13 protein-coding genes and 1 other annotated feature are annotated in these 21,507 nt (G+C 47.2%); of the genes, 12 read left to right on the top strand and 1 reads right to left on the bottom strand.

Going from position 1 to position 21,507, the window contains the following annotated elements; all coding sequences use genetic code 11:
• Positions 1–8: 8 nt before the first annotated feature.
• The 4 genes from M1K58_RS06220 to M1K58_RS06205 all read left to right on the top strand — a co-directional run bounded on the left by M1K58_RS06220 (position 9) and on the right by M1K58_RS06205 (position 7,212).
• Positions 9–2,120, top strand: a complete 2,112-nt coding sequence (locus M1K58_RS06220; RefSeq protein ID WP_256757789.1) for a hypothetical protein — start codon at positions 9–11, stop codon at positions 2,118–2,120.
• A gap of 13 nt (positions 2,121–2,133) precedes the next feature.
• Positions 2,134–4,194, top strand: a complete 2,061-nt coding sequence (locus tag M1K58_RS06215; protein WP_256757788.1) for an OmpL47-type beta-barrel domain-containing protein — start codon at positions 2,134–2,136, stop codon at positions 4,192–4,194.
• 110 nt (positions 4,195–4,304) lie between these two features.
• Positions 4,305–5,591 carry an aspartate aminotransferase family protein gene (locus M1K58_RS06210; protein WP_256757787.1) on the top strand — a complete coding sequence of 429 codons (1,287 nt, stop codon included), beginning with the start codon at positions 4,305–4,307 and terminating at the stop codon, positions 5,589–5,591.
• A 139-nt stretch (positions 5,592–5,730) separates the two neighbouring features.
• Positions 5,731–7,212 (top strand): protein adenylyltransferase SelO, encoded by a 1,482-nt coding sequence (locus tag M1K58_RS06205; RefSeq protein ID WP_256757786.1) that lies wholly within the window; start codon positions 5,731–5,733, stop codon positions 7,210–7,212.
• A gap of 113 nt (positions 7,213–7,325) precedes the next feature.
• On the opposite strand, the gene M1K58_RS06200 is transcribed toward M1K58_RS06205, so the two are convergent.
• On the bottom strand, positions 7,326–8,204 hold the full coding sequence (locus tag M1K58_RS06200) for a LysR family transcriptional regulator (protein WP_256757785.1): 879 nt from the start codon (positions 8,202–8,204) through the stop codon (positions 7,326–7,328).
• A 121-nt stretch (positions 8,205–8,325) separates the two neighbouring features.
• Between M1K58_RS06200 and zwf the strand changes: the two genes are divergently transcribed.
• From zwf to M1K58_RS06160, 8 genes are all read left to right on the top strand, one after another.
• Positions 8,326–9,852, top strand: coding sequence for a glucose-6-phosphate dehydrogenase (gene zwf / locus M1K58_RS06195; RefSeq protein ID WP_256757784.1), 1,527 nt, complete (start codon positions 8,326–8,328; stop codon positions 9,850–9,852).
• On the top strand, positions 9,830–11,824 hold the full coding sequence (tkt, locus tag M1K58_RS06190) for a transketolase (RefSeq protein WP_256757783.1): 1,995 nt from the start codon (positions 9,830–9,832) through the stop codon (positions 11,822–11,824). The genes zwf and tkt overlap by 23 nt, the downstream gene beginning before the upstream one ends.
• 60 nt (positions 11,825–11,884) lie before the next feature.
• Complete coding sequence (gene fsa / locus M1K58_RS06185) at positions 11,885–12,550, top strand: fructose-6-phosphate aldolase (protein ID WP_256757782.1); 666 nt, start codon at positions 11,885–11,887, stop codon at positions 12,548–12,550.
• 35 nt (positions 12,551–12,585) lie between these two features.
• The gene (gene gndA, locus M1K58_RS06180; RefSeq protein WP_256757781.1) at positions 12,586–14,004 is read left to right on the top strand and encodes an NADP-dependent phosphogluconate dehydrogenase; all 1,419 of its coding nucleotides are present in this window, start codon (positions 12,586–12,588) and stop codon (positions 14,002–14,004) included.
• A 56-nt stretch (positions 14,005–14,060) separates the two neighbouring features.
• Positions 14,061–14,327: a binding site (T-box leader), on the top strand.
• Between the two features lie 137 nt (positions 14,328–14,464).
• Positions 14,465–15,550: an aspartate-semialdehyde dehydrogenase gene (gene asd / locus M1K58_RS06175; protein WP_256757780.1), complete on the top strand. Its 1,086-nt coding sequence runs from the start codon at positions 14,465–14,467 to the stop codon at positions 15,548–15,550.
• A 171-nt stretch (positions 15,551–15,721) separates the two neighbouring features.
• Entirely contained in the window at positions 15,722–16,624 is a 903-nt protein-coding gene (locus M1K58_RS06170) for a LysR family transcriptional regulator (protein WP_256757779.1), read from the top strand.
• Positions 16,625–16,734: 110 nt separating this feature from the next.
• Positions 16,735–19,026, top strand: coding sequence for a 5-methyltetrahydropteroyltriglutamate--homocysteine S-methyltransferase (metE, locus tag M1K58_RS06165; protein WP_256757778.1), 2,292 nt, complete (start codon positions 16,735–16,737; stop codon positions 19,024–19,026).
• 335 nt (positions 19,027–19,361) lie between these two features.
• Complete coding sequence (locus tag M1K58_RS06160; protein ID WP_256757777.1) at positions 19,362–21,398, top strand: Na+/H+ antiporter; 2,037 nt, start codon at positions 19,362–19,364, stop codon at positions 21,396–21,398.
• The last annotated feature ends 109 nt before the right edge of the window (positions 21,399–21,507 follow it).

The following is a 21,507-nucleotide window of genomic DNA, read 5'->3' as shown; positions in this document are numbered from 1 at the left end:
TTAAGATTATGCGCAAACGTTATTTGTCCACAATCATTATCGCTTGTTTGATTCTGTCGTTGGCTCCGTCCGCGCTAGCGAACTCGGGTGTGGGTTCGTCGGTGACCGGGACTTGGACCTTGTCGCAATTGATCGATCTCAAGGGTAAGCTGGATACCGCCATTAGCTCGACGAGCCGGATGAAGTTGAAAGCGTTTATGGAAGAGGCCCGGGATGATGCCGCAGCGGTGATCGCCTCACCCACTGTATCGCAAGAAACAGGATTGAGGACTAAAGAAGCGTTGGAATATGCTCTTAAGTTGGTGAAAGACGCAGAGCATACGCCAGGGCTATGGACGGAAACTCCATTTGTTGTATACAATGCTCCAGCGCTTAGTCCAGAGAAGCGATTGCCGAATACGCTTCCGACCGACGGTACGATTAGTGATCAGGTGAAGGTTGTATCCGCGCAAGGAGAGTACGAAGCCTCATCGTTCGTCATGGTCCCGCTTGTCGATTTAAGCTCAGTCACCTTTGCGGTGTATGATCTGCAAGGAACTGCGGGTAGCATTCCAGCCGACGCTATTGATCTTCGTGTCGTGAAGACGTGGTATCAAGGTGGAACGGCTTGGCAAAGTTACTTCTTTGATGATTCCAAGGACGTTCTGACGCCAGAACTGCTACTTCATGATGAGAGCCTTGTCCGCACGGATCACACAACTAAGCATAATTCTGTTCGTGTCAATAAGCCTGGAGGTCCGCAATATGTAGACGTTTCAGGAAGCCCCCCTGCACAATTCTCTACTTTCAAAAATTCATTCGAGGACAGCCCAACATTGCTACCGATCGAATTGAAGCAAGGCGAGTCGAAGCAAATGTGGATCACAACCAAAGTTCCAACGGGTACACCAGAAGGTATTTATACTGGAACAATTGCCATTAAGGCAGATGGAGTACCTACGGGTCAGATAACACTCAAAATCCGCGTGCTCCCTTTCGAATTACCTTCTCCGAAAACCTACTACGACCTCAACAAGGACTTTTACACGATGATGTATCACAGCTCCAGTCTGGCAAATGCACTGACGGGAACGAACAACAATGTTCAGCTTGCCGAAACTAGGCTGCTCAATCAATATCGTAACCTAGTGGAACACAACGTCGTTAACTTGCCGACGAATGCCAGCATTAATCTCAATCAGCCTCAAGTCTTTCTTCGTCAATTGGAATTGATGGAACAAGCCGGTATGGATTTGAATCCGCTCTTCGGCGCCAGTCATTTGTTCCCATCGAACGAGGATTATTCGAAATTCACGCTCTATTTGCAAGCTAAAGCGGCTTTTGAGACAAATCCTACTCCAGCCAATCAAGCTTTGATGGAGCAACGCTACGCCGCTTATCAGCAAACAGTAGTCCCAACAAAGGCATACGTTCAGCAAGCTTTTAACCTCGTTACTCAAGCGCTCGGACACACGAACGTGTATTTCGACGCATGGGACGAGGCGGAATGGAACCGGCTTCTCTGGCAGCAGGATATGTTTAAATTTGTTAAGGAAGAACTCGGTGCAAAAGTTTTTGCAACTGGTCACGAAACCCATTTCAATCTTGAGATCAAAGAAGATTTTCTGAACTGGGTTGGAGATCCGACACGAGAGAAATCGGCTGCATGGCACGCACTGGGTGACGACAAGATCATTACCAACTACGCGAACCCGCATACCGGTCCAGAGAATCCGGATTTAATGAGGCAAAGACACGGCATGTGGATGTATAAGGCCAATTACGACGCGGTCTACAATTACATCTGGTATTATGAAAGCCCCCAAGTGAGCGCATGGTCTGATTATGTAGATGCGACATATCGCGCATTCGGCTTCGTGTACCCGACGCAGACGGATGTCATCGACACGCTGGCATGGGAAGGCTTCCGTGAGGGTATTGACGATATTCGTTATGCGACGAAGCTGAAACAGCTCGCGGCAGATGCGCAGGCATCAGGAGACGCTCTACGTGTTGCAACCGCGAACAAAGCGTTGAACTGGTTGGAAGTCACAAATGAACGAGTCGTAAATTCGGATTTACTTCGCCTAGGACTGATTTCGCACATCATGAAGCTGCTTGATTTGGAAAATGGGAATTGAGGAGGAATTGACCATGTTGAGAAAAGCGAAACGATACGCGATGCTGCTGTTGACGATTTTCCTCGCTACCTCATCCTATCAACAGGCATCCGCGGAGGGAAACAATAGCAAGTTGGTGTATGAAGTCACCTATGCTACCGAAGATTTGTCCACACCGTCAGCTTGGTACAACAGCGGTTATTTGAATAATCCTGCCTTTAAAGAAAACCGTTTTGTGCAATATTGGGTGGAGACGCCGATTGCCCCAGGAGGCCCTCGGGATACGGGCTTCTATATGGCCTATCGCGAAGATGGACTCTATATCTTTTTTCAATCCAACGAACAGGAAAAGGATGCCACTAATAAGTGGAAAAACAGCTCAATTGAGTTATTCGTGAAGTACGGGCAAGGAGATCTTCCGTATCATCAGATGATCTTCGAGACGAACGATAGCAATATTCAATATTACGAATGGCAGACAGAATATCGTGATAATCTGCCCCTGAAGGGTAATGTTACGTTGGATAACGAGGAGTTGCCCACTGGCTGGGGCTCTGTGCTGTTCATCCCGTGGAAGACCGCGTACAACTTCGTACCTTTGAACGGCGAGGACTGGGAGTTCTCCATGATCCGCTGGTCACCGTCTACCTCACCAACGTGGGGAGGCAAGGTACATCAGGTCGGTCGATTCAATACGCTTGATTTTCAGGCACCGTCTGCTACTGTGCGCACTGCTATTCAGAAGAAAGTGATCCAGGATGCTTGGGATGCTTTTAATGAAGAGATTGTGCAGCTTGAAGCGACTTGGTTGAATGGAGACGCTGAGGATACGAGCTTCTTCGCTTCGCAAGTACAGCCCTTAATCGTCGAAGGACAAACGCTTGGCAGTCAAATACCGAATTTAAACAGTATAAGTGCAACGGAAATTGATGGATTATATGCGCATATCGAGAGCTGGTTCCAGCTTTCCCGAGACGTTGAAGACAAACGGTCCAGCTACATCAAGAGCAAGCTGTTCGATGAAGACGACGACCAGCCGCCAGTAACGGAGATTGTCCTGAATCCAGCAGAGCCGAACGGCTCGGGTGGATGGTATACATCTGATGTGACGGTTAGCTTGGAGACGACAGAAGAAGTGGACTACACGGAATATCGTCTTAACAATGGAGAATGGACGTCATATAGCGTACCATTCGTAATCTCGAATGATGGTGTTCATACGCTGGAATATCGGAGCGTAAACTCTACGGGTAATACGGAAGAGGTTAAGCAGAAGGTCATTTCGATCGACCGAACCTCACCTACCGCTGCGGTCGCATACAGCAACGTGGTGCCGACCCACGACAGCGTAATCGCGACGATTGATCCAAACGAAGAGGTCACGATTACGAACAATGGAGGATCGGACAGCTATACTTTCTTATTTAATGGCAGCTTCACCTTTGAATTCGTCGATGCCGCAGGCAACCTTGGCACGGCGACGGCAACCGTGAACAATATCATGGCAAACAGTACCGGAGTGCCAGGGAAACCGGTCTTGTCAGACGACAACGGACAGGATACGGGGCTGCTTGATGGCAGTTACAACATTAAGATGAATCAGTGGTGGGGTAATAACGGCCGGATTTACAAGCTATATGAGAACGATGTGCTGATCGACACTCAGATTGTGCCTGATCAGGCGCCGCAAGCGCAAACGCTCGTTACCTCCATAAACGACAAGCCGAACGGCACTTACCGCTACTATGCTGAACTGACCAATGCATTTGGTACGACGACAAGCGAGGAGTGGACGGTTACCGTCTCGCAGGGAGCACCGGCCAAGCCGATTTTATCAAGCAACAACTGGGATGGTGACGGCAACTACAACATTCAGATGAACATGTGGTGGGGCATGAACGGAACTACGTATCGCTTGTATGAGAACGGCGTGCTCGTCGCCGATCAGCCACTCGTCTCGGGAACACCCCAAGCGCAGTCAGCTGCTACAGCCATTAGCGGCAAGCCGATCGGAACCTACGAGTACCGAGGCGAGCTTGTGAATGCTGCCGGTACGACTTCCAGTGACACGATTATTGTGAATGTCACGAAATAATCTAGGGTAAGCGGTAAAGTGGTTTGCGAGGAAGGGCCGGCTTCACGGGGAAAGTTGAATGACCGTGAAGCCGGTTGTTTTGTTGAGAATATAGGATAGGAGGAAAATTTATGAGAAGCTTGGAGAAATCAGAGCAATTATTCCGTTTATCGCAACAGACGTTAGCTGGTGGGGTGTCGAGCACGCTTCGTAATGTAATGAAGCCCGTCCCGCTCTATTTGGAGAAGGCCAAAGGCTCTCGGGTATGGGACGTTGATCTTAACGAATACCTGGATTATGTCATGGGCTACGGTCCATTAATTCTAGGTCATTCGGATCCGGAATTGCTGGAAGAAGTGCAGAAGGCGACGTTGGACGGTCAACAGTTCGGCATGCAGCATTGGGCTGAGATTGAGCTGTCGCGTATGATTGTAGACCAAGTCCCGTGTGCGGAGAAGGTTGCCTTTAGCGGTTCCGGAACAGAGGCGGTCATGCTTGCTGTACGCTTAGCTAGAGCATTCACAGGGAAACAGAAAATCATCCGTTTCGAGGGTCATTATCATGGCTGGTATGACGGGATATTCACTTCGTTCCCGGATACAATAGACGAAGACTTGAGCGCATACGCGGGAACCCAAGGTCAAAGCGAGAATGCGCTGAAGGACATCCTCGTCGTGCCTTGGAATGATTCGAAGAAATTAGAGGCGGTCATGGTAGAGCACGGTCATGAAGTTGCCGCGATCATTACGGAACCTGTGCTGTGTAATGCAGGTTGCATTTATCCGGTGGAAGGCTATATGGAATGTATCCGGCGGTTGACGAGCGAATACGGATCCCTATTCATTTTGGACGAAGTGATTACTGGTTGTAGAGTGGCTTCAGGTGGAGCACAGGAATGGCTAGGCATAATGCCTGACCTGACAACCATGGGCAAAGCGATAGCGGGGGGTTACTCTCTGAGTCTCGTGGCTGGACGTCGCGAGGTCATGGATCTGATCTCAGAAGGACGGGTTGCGCATCTAGGGACATTGAATGGAAACAAGGTAGCTTTGTCTGCTGGAGTTGCAACCTTGAATATTATAAATCGCAATAATGGAGAATTGTTTAAGCGCTTGGAACGCGTATCTGAAGCATTAGTCGAAGGGCTCAGAGTGCTGCTGGCAGCTAAGGAAATCCCACATGTGATTAACCGGATAGGCTCAGTATTCCATTTAATGTTTACTGAGCTTAAAGAGGTCGTGCACTATTCGCAGTTTATGGCTAGAGATGCGGTAAAATATTCCGCATTTGCGGAAGCGGCACTGATGGAAGGTGTTCTTCTTCGACCAAGCGGTTTGTGGTATGTGTCAGCGGCTCATTCCATGGAGGATGTGCAGATAACATTGCAAAGATTGGAGAGCGCAATCGATCGTTTGTAACTGAATGCGTAGCAAGGTTGTGGAGAATAACAACAAAGGCTGATCTCACATTGTTGATGATCAGCCTTTGTTGTATGATGAATGAAATTAATGGGACACAATTGTATAGGGCTAATGCTGGCCACTGAAGGGAGAGCTTATGACGGACAATAAAGCAACACAACAACCTGCATGGAACTTCGATAATAGTTACGCTCGTCTACCGGAATCGTTTTTCACTCTGCTCAATCCCACTCCTGTGCACTCACCAAAGCTGATCATTCTCAATGAGCCATTGGCTACGTCTCTAGGGTTGAACTCCCAAGCTCTACGAACCATTGAAGGCGTAGAGGTGTTTGCTGGAAACCGGATTCCTGAAGGGGCACAGCCACTTGCGCAAGCCTACGCAGGGCATCAATTCGGGCATTTCAATCGCTTAGGGGATGGTCGGGCGTTGTTACTTAGCGAACAAATTACTCCCTTAGGCGAACGGTTCGATATTCAGCTTAAAGGTTCAGGAGCAACACCTTACTCTCGTAGAGGTGACGGTCGAGCTGCGCTGGGTCCAATGCTTCGCGAATATATCATTAGTGAAGCGATGTATGCACTTGGCATTCCGACGACCCGTAGCTTAGCGGTGGTGACGACCGGCGAGTCTATCATTCGCGAAATCGAGCTTCCGGGCGCCATTCTCACCCGTGTGGCCACGAGTCATCTACGCGTGGGTACCTTCCAATACATCGCACAATGGGGTACGGAGGAAGAGCTCCGGGCATTAGCTGATTACACGCTGCAAAGACACTATCCGGATTTAGACGTTGTGGGGGAGACGAATCGTTATCTTCTGCTTCTTCAAGAAGTAATTAAACGTCAGGCAGCGCTTATCGCTCAATGGCAGCTCGTCGGTTTTATTCACGGTGTTATGAACACGGATAACGTGTCTATTAGTGGAGAAACGATCGATTACGGTCCATGTGCTTTCATGGATGCCTACGATCCGGCGACCGTGTTCAGCTCCATCGACACGCAAGGTCGTTATGCTTACGGGAACCAGCCCTATATTGGCGGATGGAATGTGACAAGATTTGCGGAATCCTTATTGCCTTTGCTGCATGAAGACGAAACGTTAGCTGTGACAATTGCCGAGGAGGCTTTGTCCAGTTATACCGAGCTGTATGAGCGGAATTGGCTGAGTGGAATGAGGGCAAAGCTGGGCTTATTTAACGAAGAGCCGCAGGATAAGTCACTTGTGGATAGTCTCCTAAACTTGATGAAGGAGTACCATGCGGATTTTACGAATACGTTCCGTGCTTTAACGATCGATAAGTTGGAGGATACCGTCATGTTTGATGCCGCGGAATTTGCTCAGTGGCACGAACTTTGGCAGACTAGACTAAGCAGGCAGCAGGAATCAAAAGGCGAATCGCAGGAGTTGATGCGTAGCAGTAATCCCGCGGTCATCCCTCGTAATCATCGAGTAGAGGAAGCGCTAGAAGCTGCGGTGAACCGAGGGGATTTCAGTGTGATGGAGAGGCTACTCGAAGTCCTTTCGAATCCTTATGAGCTCACACCAGAGCAGGTTGATTTCTGTGCGATGCCTGCAGAATCCAATATGCCGTACAGAACCTTTTGCGGTACTTAATGACGTTAATTAATGATTATAACCATTGGAAGTAGAGAAGAGCGTATCGCCAAGGCGATACGCTCTTTGTCACGCTATTCGAAGTTTGCGGTTGTCATGCTTGTACAACATTACTAACGGACCCGATCCATAAAACTCCGAGCAGCACCGCTTAGCGGCATGTTACGCATCGTCATGATCCCTACATGAGAGGGCGGCAGAGGCACATCTAATTGAATTTCGAAAAGGGAGCCTTCCTCCAGTTCTTTCGATACGAATTCCCGAGTTACGTAAGAAATCCCGAGACCTCGCCGAGCAAACTCGATAAGAAGATCCACGCTTCCAACCTCGATTTCCGGCTTGATTGTATGGCCGTAGCTTTGGAAGATTTCCGTAATGGTCATTCGGGCCCGGCTGTTCCTAGAGAACAGGATGATAGGATACTGGAGCAGCATATCCATCGACAGGACCATGTCCTTAAGCTCGGCATATCCCGCACCCGCCACGAAGCAATCCTGGAGCTGGAAGCTCTGTTTTACTTCAAGCTGGGAATCGACGATCGGCATGCGAACGACGCCTAGATCGATTCTGCCTTCTTTCAAGAAAGTGATCACTTCCGGTGTCGTTCCATGGCTCAAGTGTAGCTTAATGCCGCGATGCTTCTGATGAAAGTCTTCCAAATACGGAAGCAAGTAATGCTTGAACAGGGAATCGCTACCGCCGATTCGCAGCTCTCCGCTGTCCAAATTTTTGAGCGCAGCCATTTTTTCTTCAGCCATGGAGATTAATATTTGTGACTGCTCAATATAGGAATACAGGATAGCGCCTTCTTGGGTGAGCTCAACACCTTTAGAATTCCGATAAAACAAGGTGATGCCAAAGCTTTCTTCAAGCTGCTTGATGGCGTGGCTGACGCTCGGCTGAGTGAGGTACAGTGCCTTGGCAGCCTGAGTTAAGCTTCCTGTCTTCGCTGCCCAGTAAAATACTTTGTACAGTTCATAATTATTGATCATAGATGTGGTCTATAGCTCCTGTTAAATATATTAATTACATGTATGACTCCTATTCGTATTATAGTGAAACTAGGTAAAAGAAACCAGAGCTTATTCAAGCTCATCTGGGAGGAGTAGGAATATGGAACCTCATACTTTTGTTTTGTTCGGGGCGACGGGGGATTTAGCCAAAAGAAAAATATACCCTGCCCTGTACAATTTATTCATAGACGGAAAACTTCCACAAGCCTTCTCTTTGGTCGGCCTTGGAAGAAGAGAATGGACCGATGAATCGTTTCAAGCCAACGTTGAGAAGTCTCTATACCAGTTTTCCAGACGCGTAACGAATGATGTAGCCTCTATAAAAAGATTTTTGAGCGCATTCCGCTACAGCGTTCTGGATATCGGTCATAAAGACGATTATCAGAAGCTGAAGCAGCTCATAGAACAACGGGAAGCTGAGCTTCACATCCCATCGAATCGTCTCTTTTATTTATCTGTTGGACCTGAATACTTCGATACGATCGCTGCTAATATCCAGGATAGCGGATTAGGTTCCGTGAACGGCTGGAAGCGACTCATTATCGAGAAGCCTTTCGGCCATGATTTGACAACGGCTCGAGAACTTAATCAGAAGCTGAGCAAAGCATTTGAAGAACAAGAAATTTTCCGCATTGATCATTATCTTGGCAAGCCGATGGTGCAGAAGCTAGAGTCTTTGCAGCAAGGCAATCCGGTCATTCAGGCTCTATGGTCCAATCGTTACATTGCTAACGTGCAGATTACGGCGAACGAATCCGTTGGCGTTGAAGAGAGAGCGGGGTATTACGATCACGTTGGCGCAGTAAGGGATATGTTCCAGAATCACATGCTGCAATTGCTAATGATGACGGCCATACATCTTCCACATAACAGCACCTCGGATAAGGTTCGATTTAAGAAGAAAAAGGTAATGGAAGCCCTTGTTCCCTTGCAAAAAGAGGATGTCGGCATCCACGTGATCCGTGGGCAATACACAGAAGGAAACGTTCAAGGAAAGCCGGTTATCGGTTATACTTCCGAACCGGGTATCGCACCAGCTTCCATGAACGATACGTTTATTGCCGCCAAATTACAGATTGATAGCAACTCTTGGCGCGGTGTTCCCTTTTATATTCGAACAGGCAAACGCTTGAAGGAGAAATCGACGAGAATCGTGATCGAATTTAAAGAGCCTATTCAGCATGACACCGCCATGAACGAAGAGCCGATCGCTCCTAATCTGCTCGTATTCGAGATTAATCCGAATGAGAGAATTACGCTTCAGCTAAATTCGAAGGAGATTGGACATAACGGAGCGTTCAAGCCTGTCCACATTGATCTTCACAAGAGTGAAGAAGATTCTCCAGAGGCTTATGAGAATTTGATTTACGATGCGCTGCATGGAGATTCTACGTTTTTCGCGCATTGGGACGAATTGGAACTATCTTGGAATTGGGTGGAGCCTATCCTGAACGCATTCGAAGAGAACCTCGTTCCTCTTCATCCCTACGCAGCGGGTACTTATGGTCCAGCCGAGTCCGACGCGTTGCTCGCGAAGGACGGCTATCATTGGTGGTTCGACGTCAAGCAAGAACAAAATAATGAGAGCAACGAAGGAGAACTTTATGAATACCACACAAACTATTGATCAGTTAGCAATTGATACGATCCGCACCTTGTCTATTGATGCTATTAACAGTGCCAATTCCGGTCACCCGGGACTTCCTATGGGAGCAGCGCCAATGGCTTATGCTCTATGGTCTGGGCAAATGAATCACAACCCAGGTAATTCTAAGTGGTTTAACCGCGATCGCTTCGTATTGTCTGCAGGCCATGGCTCGGCTTTGCTGTATAGCCTTCTCCATCTGTCTGGCTATCGAGTGTCTATCGATGATTTGAAACAGTTTCGGAAGCTGAACAGCCTTACACCTGGACATCCTGAGTTTGGACATACGGATGGCGTAGATGCAACGACAGGACCTTTGGGCCAAGGGGTTGCTATGGCAGTCGGAATGGCGATGGCTGAAGCTCATCTCGCTTCGAAATACAATCAGGAAGGATTCCCTGTTGTCGATCATCATACGTATGCGCTTGTCGGTGATGGTTGCTTGATGGAAGGAATCTCTTATGAAGCTATGTCTATGGCGGGACATATGAAGCTGGGTAAATTGATCGTGTTGTATGATTCCAACGACATCTCATTGGACGGCGACCTGAATCTTTCCTTCGGCGAAAATATGCAAAAGAGAGCAGAGTCTGCGAATTGGCAGTATTTGCGAGTAGATGATGGCAACGACATCACGAGTATTGGCGAAGCTATCGCGGCTGCCAAGAAAGACGATTCCAAGCCAACGCTTATCGAAATTCGTACGATTATCGGTTTCGGTAGCAAAGTCGCGGGAACGAACAAAGCGCATGGCAATCCGCTCGGTAAAGAAGAAGCTAAGGCAACTAAGGAAGCGTATGGCTGGCATTATGAGGAAGAGTTCACCGTACCCGAACAAGTCAAAGCGCATTTCGAGCAGTTGAAAAGCAAAGGAGCTGCCAAGGAAGAAGAGTGGAATAAGCTTCTCGCTTCGTACTCAGCGAAATATCCTTCGCAAAGCAAGGAGCTATCAGAAGTCATTGATGGATCTGTTACGATTGATGCCTCTAACATACTTACTTTTGATGCTGCTAAAACCATATCCACCCGCGTAGCCAGCGGTGAAGCGATCAATCATTACTTGAAAACCGTTCCATCTATCTTCGGCGGCAGTGCAGATTTATCCCATTCGACGATGACGGATATGAAAGGTGAGCAAATGTTCGCTGTCGATTCCTACTCAGGCCGCAACATCTATTTCGGTGTTCGTGAGCATGCTATGGGAGCAGCCGGTAACGGTATGGCGCTTCACGGAGGCGTCAAATCTTTCGTCAGTACTTTCTTCGTCTTTAGCGATTACTTGCGCCCTTCGATCCGATTGGCTGCTCTACAGAAGCTGCCCGTTATTTATGTGTTCACCCATGACTCGATTGCAGTCGGGGAAGATGGACCAACACACGAACCGGTAGAGCAATTAGCCGCGTTACGCACGATTCCAGGGCTAACTGTTATTAGACCTACGGATGCTAATGAAACAGCAAGCGCTTGGGCTTACGCTTTGGAGCAAAAAGAAGGTCCAGTTGCCTTAATATTGAGCAGACAAAACCTGCCGATATACGAAGCAACGAAAGCCAACAAGAATGAGGTTGCCCAAGGAGCTTATATCTTAACGGAAACGAACGATCAGCCAGACGTTATTCTAATCGGTACCGGTTCAGAAGTATCTCTAGCTGTGAATGCTAAAGCGGAGCTTGAGCGGGACAATGTCTCGGTTCGCGTCGTGGCTATGCCAAGTAGAGAGCTGTTTGATCGTCAATCTGAGGCTTACAAGCAAAGCATTCTTCCTGATTCCGTATCGAAGCGGATTTCCATTGAAGCGGGTATCTCATTAGGATGGGAACGTTATACAGGACCTAAGGGTAAAGTATTGTCAATTGATACGTTTGGCGCTTCAGGACCAGGGAATGAAGTTATGGAATACTTCGGTTTCTCTGTAAGCAATGTGGTTCGCTTGACGAAGGAATTGCTGAAATAACAAATAGATACAATTAAGAAATCTAATATTTATGACATTAACTAACTGGAGGTTATTCAAATGAAATTTTTCATCGACACAGCTAACCTGGTAGATATCAAAAAAGCGTATCAAATCGGAGTCTTATCCGGTGTAACGACAAATCCGTCATTGGTTGCCAAGGAAGGCGTCAAATTTGAAGACCGTATCGCGGAAATTTTACGTGAAGTTCCCGAGGTTGAATCTGTATCTGCAGAAGTCACGCCAGATGCGGTAACAGCGGATGAAATGATCGCACAAGCAAATGAATTGATCAAGATCAACAATGGCGATAAAAACATCACGATCAAGCTTCCGATGACACTTGCGGGCTTGGAAGCATGCCGTTACCTGACGAAAAAAGGTGTAAAAACAAACGTAACATTGATCTTCACCGTTAACCAAGCACTGTTGGCCGCTCGTGCGGGTGCGACTTATGTTTCTCCGTTTCTTGGCCGTTTAGACGATATTTCTGAAGATGGCGTCCAATTGATCGTTAAAGTCGCTGAATTGTTCCGTATTCATAATCTTGATGCGCAAATTATTGCCGCTTCCGTACGTCATCCGGATCACGTTACTCGCGTAGCGATGGCAGGCGCACATATTGCGACAATCCCGTTCTCCGTTATAGAACAAATTTCCAAGCACCCGCTGACGGATCAAGGGATGGAGAAGTTCGCAGCCGATTGGAAAAAAGCAGTTCAATAAAGAGATAAGACGGATAGGATATGGAGGAGCTTACTATGAGTAAACAGCAAATCGGGGTAGTCGGCTTAGCCGTCATGGGGAAGAACCTCGCGATGAATATCGAAAGCAAAGGTTTCTCCGTAGCGGTATATAACCGTTCGCCTGAGAAGACGAATGAATTATTGGCAGAAGCGGAAGGAAAGAACTTCGTTGGTGCTTTCAGCATCGAACAGTTCGTCCAATCGCTTGAGACACCACGCAAAATATTGATAATGGTCAAAGCAGGTCAACCGACGGATGATACCATAAATCAGCTTGTGCCATATCTCGATCAAGGAGATATACTGATCGATGGTGGCAACGCGTATTTCCCTGACACGCAGAGAAGAAACAAGGAGCTTCAGGCTCAAGGCTTCCGTTTTATCGGAGCTGGTGTTTCGGGTGGCGAAGAGGGAGCTTTGAAGGGACCTGCAATTATGCCGGGCGGGCAGAAGGACGCTTATGAATTAGTTGAGCCAATCTTAACTGCGATTTCAGCTAAGGTGAACGGTGAGGCTTGCTCGACCTATATTGGAGAAGACGGTGCTGGTCACTACGTTAAAATGGTGCACAACGGCATCGAATACGGCGATATGCAGCTCATTGGCGAAGCGTATCATTTGTTGAAGGATGTATTGCACTTAAATACGAACGAGCTGCATACGATTTTCACCGAATGGAACAACGGTGAGTTGGATAGCTACTTGATCGAAATTACGGCTGATATTTTCTCGAAAATCGATCCGGATACGGGCAAACCAATGGTAGATGTCATTCTTGATTCTGCTGGACAAAAAGGAACTGGGAAATGGACAAGTCAGAGCGCATTAGATCTGGGAGTACCCTTGTCTATTATTACAGAATCCGTGTTTGCTCGTTTTATCTCCGCGATGAAAGAAGAACGCGTAGCTGCAAGCAAGAAGCTGGAGGGTCCAGAAGCATCGAATTACGAAGGCGATTCTCAAGAGTTCGTCGAGGCAGTTCGCAAAGCTCTGTATGCCAGCAAGATCGCATCTTATGCCCAAGGCTTCGCACAGATGAGAGCGGCATCCGAGGCATACAATTGGAACCTGAACTATGGTGGAATTGCGATGATTTTCCGCGGAGGCTGCATTATCCGTGCAAGGTTCCTGCAAAATATTAAGGATGCTTATGACCGCGATCCGGAACTGAAGAACCTGCTTCTGGACGAGTACTTTAGCGGCGTCGTTAAGAACTACCAGGAAGCTTGGAGAAAGGTAATCTCGATTGCGGTTTCCAGAGGAATTCCGGTTCCAGCATTTTCTTCCGCTTTAGCTTACTATGACAGCTATCGCACAGAGAGGCTTCCAGCAAACTTGCTGCAAGCGCAAAGAGATTACTTTGGGGCTCATACGTTCGAGCGTTTGGATCGGAAGGGTAGCTTTCATTTTCAATGGATGGAAGCCACGGACTGATTATTTTCAATGAAAGGTTTACCTCGGAGCAGTTTTCTGATAATATAATCGCAATATCAAATGCAATGAAGAGACGAGTAAATAAGGGAATACTTTCAAAGAGAGCTCCGGTAGCTGAGATGGAGTAAAGCAATCCTTATTGAAAAAAGACTCTGAGCAGCACATCGGAACCTCATAAGAAGGGGATGGTATGCCAGGAGCTCCTGTTACAGAGCTAGAGTATAAGCATGACTTTGTTGTTATGTCGTACTTGAAGAGGCCAATAGGGCGACCTATTAGCGAAGCTGGGGTGGTACCGCGAGTATTCCAATCTCGTCCCTAAGACAATCGTCTTGGGGGTGGGGTTTTTTTGTTGTGGTCGAGGCAACTTAGTTCCACAATCTCATACGATACATCAGATCAGATGGCTTAAGTAGTTAATGTTATTAATCAATTCATATTGAAGGGATTTGAATAGGATATGTCAGAGAAATTGAAAGTCGGCATTGTTGGAGGAACAGGAATGGTTGGGCAACGTTTTGTTCAGCTGCTGGAAGAGCATCCCTGGTTTGAGGTTACGGTAATCGCTGCGAGCGCAAGCTCCGCAGGAAAAACTTACGAAGATTCCGTGCAAGGTAGATGGAAATTGACAAGCCCAATTCCTGAGAATGTGAAGAAGATCGTTGTTCAAGATGCTTCTAAAGTAGAAGAGGTCGCCGCTACAGTTGATTTTATTTTTTGTGCAGTCGACATGAAGAAGGATGAAATCAAAGCGTTGGAAGAGGCATACGCCAAAACAGGCACGCCAGTCGTATCCAATAACTCTGCACACCGTTGGACACCTGATGTTCCCATGGTTATTCCGGAAATTAATCCGGGTCATCTAGATGTAATTGCTGCTCAGAGAAAGCGACTCGGAACGTCAACTGGATTCATCGCTGTTAAGCCTAACTGCTCCATCCAAAGCTATGTGCCTGCTCTCCATGCACTGCACGATTTCAAACCGACTGTGGTCGTAGCTTCTACGTATCAGGCGATTTCTGGAGCTGGCAAGAACTTTACCGATTGGCCGGATATGCTGGACAATGTCATCCCTTATATCGGTGGTGAAGAAGAAAAGAGCGAGCAGGAGCCATTGCGAATCTGGGGGACAATTGTAAACGATGAGATCGTTAAAACAAACGCACCATTAATTACGACACAGTGTATTCGCGTACCTGTTCTTGATGGTCACATGGCTACAGTGTTCGTATCGTTCGAGAACAAGCCTTCGAAGGAAGAAATTTTGCAACGCTGGAGTCAATTCAAAGGTCGTCCTCAGGAGCTTGGTCTTCCAAGCGCGCCAAACCAGTTTATTACGTATTTTGAAGAAGAGAACAGACCTCAGACTAAGCTAGATCGTGATATCGAGCGCGGAATGGGAGTATCGACGGGGAGATTGCGTGAGGACTCTATATATGATTATAAATTCGTAGGACTCTCACATAATACGCTACGTGGTGCTGCAGGTGGTGCCGTCCTGATCGCCGAGCTACTGAAAGCAGAAGGCTACATTCAAGCGAAGTAATCATGCGTATGACGTTAACGATCGATCGAAATGCCAGCTCCGCAAGGGGCTGGCTTTTTTGCTGCAATCTCAGAATTCATATCGGAAATAGATGTCTTTTTAGATAAGAGTTTGTTACGCTTATTCCTATATACAGTCAAGGTTAAGTGAAGTTAAAAGGGGAGTATTTCATTGACTCTACAACAATTAAAGTATGCAATTGAAGTCGCGAATCGCGGCTCCATTAACGAAGCCGCTAAGCGGTTGTTTATTTCTCAGCCCAGTCTGTCAAATGCGATAAAGGACCTTGAAGATGAAATGCAGTTCGCGATTTTTGAAAGATCCAACAAAGGGATCTCGCTTTCTAAGGAAGGCGTCGAATTTATGGGTTATGCGCGACAGGTCGTCGAGCAGGCAGAGTTGCTGGAAAGCCGGTATCTTAACGCTAAGCCATCCCCGCAGCATTTCTCGGTTTCTACCCAGCATTACGCTTTTGCGGTAAATGCGTTCGTCAGTCTCGTTCAGGAGCATGGCCATGAGGAATACGAATTAACTTTGCGTGAGACCAAAACCTATGAAATTATCGAAGACGTCAAAAGCATGCGCAGTGAGATCGGGATTTTGTATCTAAATGAATTCAATGGAAAAGTCATTAATAAGCTACTCAAAACGGCGAATTTGCAATTTGTCAGCTTGTTTAGGGCTCAACCGCATGTATTCATCAGCAGTAAAAACCCGTTGGCCGTTCAAGAAATCGTGACCATTGACCAGCTTCAGAATTATCCTTATTTATTTTTCGATCAAGGTGACTATAATTCGTTTCACTTCTCCGAAGAAATTCTCAGTACAATGTCGCATAAAAAAAGCATTCGTGTAAACGACCGGGCAACGTTGTTCAATTTATTAATTGGCTTGAATGGCTATACGATCTCGACAGGGGTGCTAAGCGCCGACCTGAATGGTAACGAAATTATTCCCGTTCCCTTGGATGTCGGGGAAACGATCAATGTCGGTTGGATTTCTCATAAAAACACATCGTTATCCAAGCTCGGAGCGGCATATATCGAAGCGCTAACTCAGGCTGTTGCCCGGTAATTGTGTGGATATAGCTATTGGCTATAACTGGATATAGCATATTCCAGTTACGCTATATCAACGGTTACGTGTTATCTTTCTTGTAACAATACGTATAGGAGTGTTACAAGATGGCAAAAAGTAGTGTTTTGGGATATCCACGCATTGGCGCTGATCGCGAATGGAAGAAGGCGCTTGAATCGTTTTGGTCCGGCAAGCTAGAAGAATCGCAGTTTCAAGATCAGCTTCAGGAGATCCGGTTGAACCACTTGCGTAAGCAACAGGAGAAGGGCATAGACCTCATTCCGGTCAATGATTTCAGCTATTATGATCATGTTCTAGATACGGCAGCTATGTTCGGCATCATTCCGAAACGTTTTCCTTATGAGGGCGGTGTTGTCCCCTTATCCGTGTATTATGGGATTGCTCGTGGAACGAAGGATGCAGCAGCAAGTGAGATGACCAAGTGGTTTAATACCAATTATCACTATATCGTACCTGAGCTCGATGGAGCCGTACCGGTGATCACCGAAAATAAACCTCTTATTGCTTATCGAGAAGCAAAGGAAAAGCTCGGAATTGAAGGGAAGCCGGTTATCATTGGACCGTTAACCTTCTTGAAGCTTTCCAAAGGGTACTCCGCATCGGAGACAGATGTTTGGCTGGAACGTCTGTTGCCACTTTACATCCAGATTCTCCGGGAGCTAGCTCTCGAAGGCGTTCAATGGGTACAAATAGATGAACCGATTGTTGTGACGAAGATAAGTGCGGAAGATGTTCGGCGTCTTAAGACGATCTATGAGACGATCTCGGCGGCAGTACCTGAGTTGAACATCATGCTGCAAACCTATTTTGAATCGGTAGAGAACTATAGCGAAGTTATCGCGTTACCGGTTAAAGGGATCGGCCTTGATTTCGTGCATGGATTATCCAGCAACTTGGCTGCAATTAAACAACTCGGTTTCCCAGCGGACAAGGTATTAGGCGTTGGGATCATCGATGGCCGCGGCATCTGGAAGGCGTCGTTACGTGATAAGCTTGCACTGCTAGAGGAGTTAACTGGATTCGTAGCGTCAGACCGTTTGATCGTGCAATCGTCATGCAGCTTGCTTCATGTTCCAGTCACTTCGCAGAACGAGTCTAAGCTTTTACCTGAGCTCAAGGGTGCTCTTGCCTTTGCAGTCGAGAAGCTGGACGAGGTCGCTCTTCTGACGAAAGCTGTCAATTCCGGCAAGACTACTATTGAAAACGAGTTGAACGAATACGAGAATGCTCTTCAAGCTCTCAAGCAATCCAGCGAAAGAAATCGTAATGACATTCAACAAGCCGTCGCTGCCATTAGCGTGAAACAGCCAGAACGTCATCTTCCTTTTTCCCAACGTCATCTTGTGCAACAGGACAAATGGCAATTACCGCTATTTCCAACAACGACGATTGGTAGCTTCCCACAATCAGCCGAGGTTCGTAAGGCTCGTCAACTGTGGCGCAAGGGCGAATGGAACAATGAGCAATATGCCAGCTTCATTCGTGATCAAATCGATATTTGGGTAAAGCTGCAGGAAGAGATCGGGCTAGATGTACTCGTGCATGGCGAATTCGAACGTACGGATATGGTCGAATTTTTCGGGGAGAAGCTTGCAGGCTTCGCATTCACGCAATACGGTTGGGTTCAGTCTTACGGCTCCCGTTGTGTGAAACCACCAATTATCTTCGGTGATGTCGCCTTCGAAGAAGCGATGACTGTTGAGGAAACAAAGTATGCTCAATCGAAAACCAATCATCCTGTTAAAGGCATGCTAACTGGTCCGATCACGATCATGAACTGGTCATTCGTTCGCGAGGACATCACACGTGAACAAATCGCTTACCAGCTTGCTTATGCGTTAAGACAAGAGGTAGAAGCGCTTGAGCAGGCTGGAATCGGAATGATTCAAGTGGATGAGCCTGCGGTTCGCGAAGGGCTGCCTCTTAAAGAAGAAGAGCAAGCGAGCTACTTGGCATGGGCGGTCAAAGCATTCCGTATGACCACGTGCACGGTTCAAGACACAACGCAAATTCACACTCATATGTGTTATTGCGAGTTCCACGATATGATCGACTCGATCGAAGCGATGGATGCGGACGTAATCTCGATTGAAACTTCACGTAGCCATGGCGAGTTGATTCACAGCTTTGAGCTGAACACATACAAGCTGGGTATCGGTTTAGGCGTATATGATATTCATAGTCCTCGCGTCCCACGAGTTGAGGAAATGACTAACATGATCGAACGTGCCTTGCGCGTGCTGGATCCACAGCTTTTCTGGATCAATCCGGACTGCGGACTCAAAACTCGTGGATTAGAAGAAACGGTCGAATCCTTGCGTAACATGGTCGAAGCAACTCTAATCGCTCGTGCCAAGCATTCTCAACCAGTATCATAAATGATGTAGCATCATTAGAAGTCGCGATATTCATCGCGACTTTTTTTGTATGCAAAAATGTGCTGTCACGATACTTAGCTCAATTCAGTTAGATATCTATCTAGTTCACATTGAGTTCACACAACGCGATTATATTGAAATTGTTAAGGATTGGATTTAGACACAAAGCATTCTATATTCCGTTCGGAGTTGCACTTGCTGGAATCGTGCTCAGCTTAATGATTCGCAAACCCAAGAAGGCTTAGATGTAAGAAGTTGAAATCTGGAAATTTGATGTATGTTTTCAGAGGGTTGGGTATCCTAAATTATTGAAACAAATCGAAGGGAACCTTCCTATGGAACTATTTCTCGCTGTATTCATCATGATTTCGCTCATCGGTGTCTCTAATGTCATCGGCCGTTTCGTTCCGTTTATTCCGATACCGCTCATTCAGATTGGTTTAGGCATCCTCATCGCACTCTTGCCGGCCGGGATACACATTGAACTGGAACCGGAGCTTTTCTTCGTTCTGTTCATTGCCCCGTTATTGTATAACGATGGCAAACATACGCCCCGCAGTGAGTTGTGGAAGCTGCGCGCCCCGATATTGCTGCTAGCGGTAGGACTCGTATTCATTACCGTCTTCGTAGTCGGCAATGCGATTCACTGGATGATCCCGTCCATTCCTTTGCCAGCTGCATTCGGGCTTGCAGCCATATTATCACCAACGGATGCCGTGGCAGTAGGGGCATTAGCAGGAAGAATTCATATGCCCAAAACCTTAATGCGACTTCTCGAAGGTGAAGCGCTCATGAACGATGCTTCAGGACTCGTTGCTTTCAAGTTTGCCATTGCTGCTGCGGTGACGGGCGTGTTCTCGCTGCCTCAGGCTACAGTCAGCTTCCTTATCATTTCCCTTGGCGGTCTGTTAACAGGAGCGATCATTGCCTTCTTAATTATTGGGCTTCGGGCTATATTGCGTCGGGCAGGGATGGAAGATGTAACGATGCATATGCTGATACAAATTTTAACTCCATTCCTTCTATACATGATCGCGGAAGAGCTGGGGATGTCCGGTATACTAGCAGCGGTCGCCGGAGGTGTTGTACATGCCATCGAAGTTGACCGCGTGGAAACGTCGATAGCGAAGCTGAAAGTCGTTTCTAACAGCACGTGGTCTGTTCTGTTATTTCTCTTGAATGGACTCGTGTTTGTCATATTGGGTTTGCAAATCCCACATGTGTCGAACATCATATTCGCTGACCCTGCTTTCGACAATCTCGAGGTGATCGGCTACGCGGTGATCATTTTCGCGATGCTTATCGTACTCCGTTTTGCTTGGACATTTACTTTTACAAGGGGAAGCCGTCTACTCGGGAAGTATAAAGAGCAAAGCATGCCTGGATTCAAAATGCTTGTGCTAACTTCGTTCTCCGGCGTGCGTGGTGCGGTTACGCTAGCTGGTGCATTTTCCATTCCGCTAGTGCTGGAAGACGGAAGTCCGTTTCCCCAACGGGATTTGATGATATTTCTTGCAGCAGCAGTCATTTTGCTTTCCCTTATCGTCGCAAGCGTGCTGTTGCCGCTACTCTCAAAGAAGAAGGAGTCGGCTGATACAGCGGAGCAGGAGCAGCTTGATCGACAAGTCCAGATTCAAGTGATGACGGCAGCTATCCGTGCGGTTCATCAGGAGAGTGGTGATGAGAACGAGGCGGCAGTTTCCGCCGTAATCGCTGACTATAAACAATGGATTCAGGAAATCCGCAGGAATGGAAGGGGACGGAGGAACGGTCCGCATTCTCATGAGAAAGAAACCGAATTGCGTCGTATGGCGCTAGCAGAAGAACGTGAATGTATGCTCGATATGTTGGAGAAAGGGCAGATTAGCATGGAGAATGCTCGTCAGTTTTTGAAGATGCTCGATCAGGTAGAACTCATTTTGGCGAATCGGCTTCACTTTTGGAAAATGCTATTCAAGGTGTTGTGGGGTCGTCTACAGATTACCGTGAAGAGAAAGGAAGTCACGTTTACAAAGCTGTCGGCTTCAGATATGGAGCTCCTGAGAAAATCTAAAATCCGTACGTGCGAGGCCGCGATTAGTGAGCTGGAGAAGGTACGCTGCAGAGAAAATGAGCAAGAGACCATTCACGTCATATCGCATTATAATCACATGCTCGACCGACTGGTTCGTTCTCCGAAGGTAGAGAATCATTCCGACAGTCGCTTCTACGATCAGAAGAAGGAGCTTCACTGGGTGGCTGTTCAAGCTGAAAGGAATGCGTTACAGGAGTTGTACGAGAAAGGCGATATTTTCCGCGAGACAGCGGGCAGAATACGCGGGATTATCCGTGAACGGGAAGCATCTATGTACGAGCAGGACGAAATGGGTTGAAGGCTTATTCGGCATAAAGTCCGCGTTAATCGCGGGCTTTATTTGTGTTTTCAGAGAATGATATTTGTTAGCTGGGTTGTTTACCTTTTTATGGATTATTGTCTCTAAA

This window comes from Cohnella sp. WQ 127256, assembly GCF_024519285.1.
In the GTDB taxonomy this organism is placed as follows: Bacteria; Bacillota; Bacilli; order Paenibacillales; family Paenibacillaceae; genus Cohnella.
This window is presented reverse-complemented; position numbering and strand designations above follow the sequence as displayed.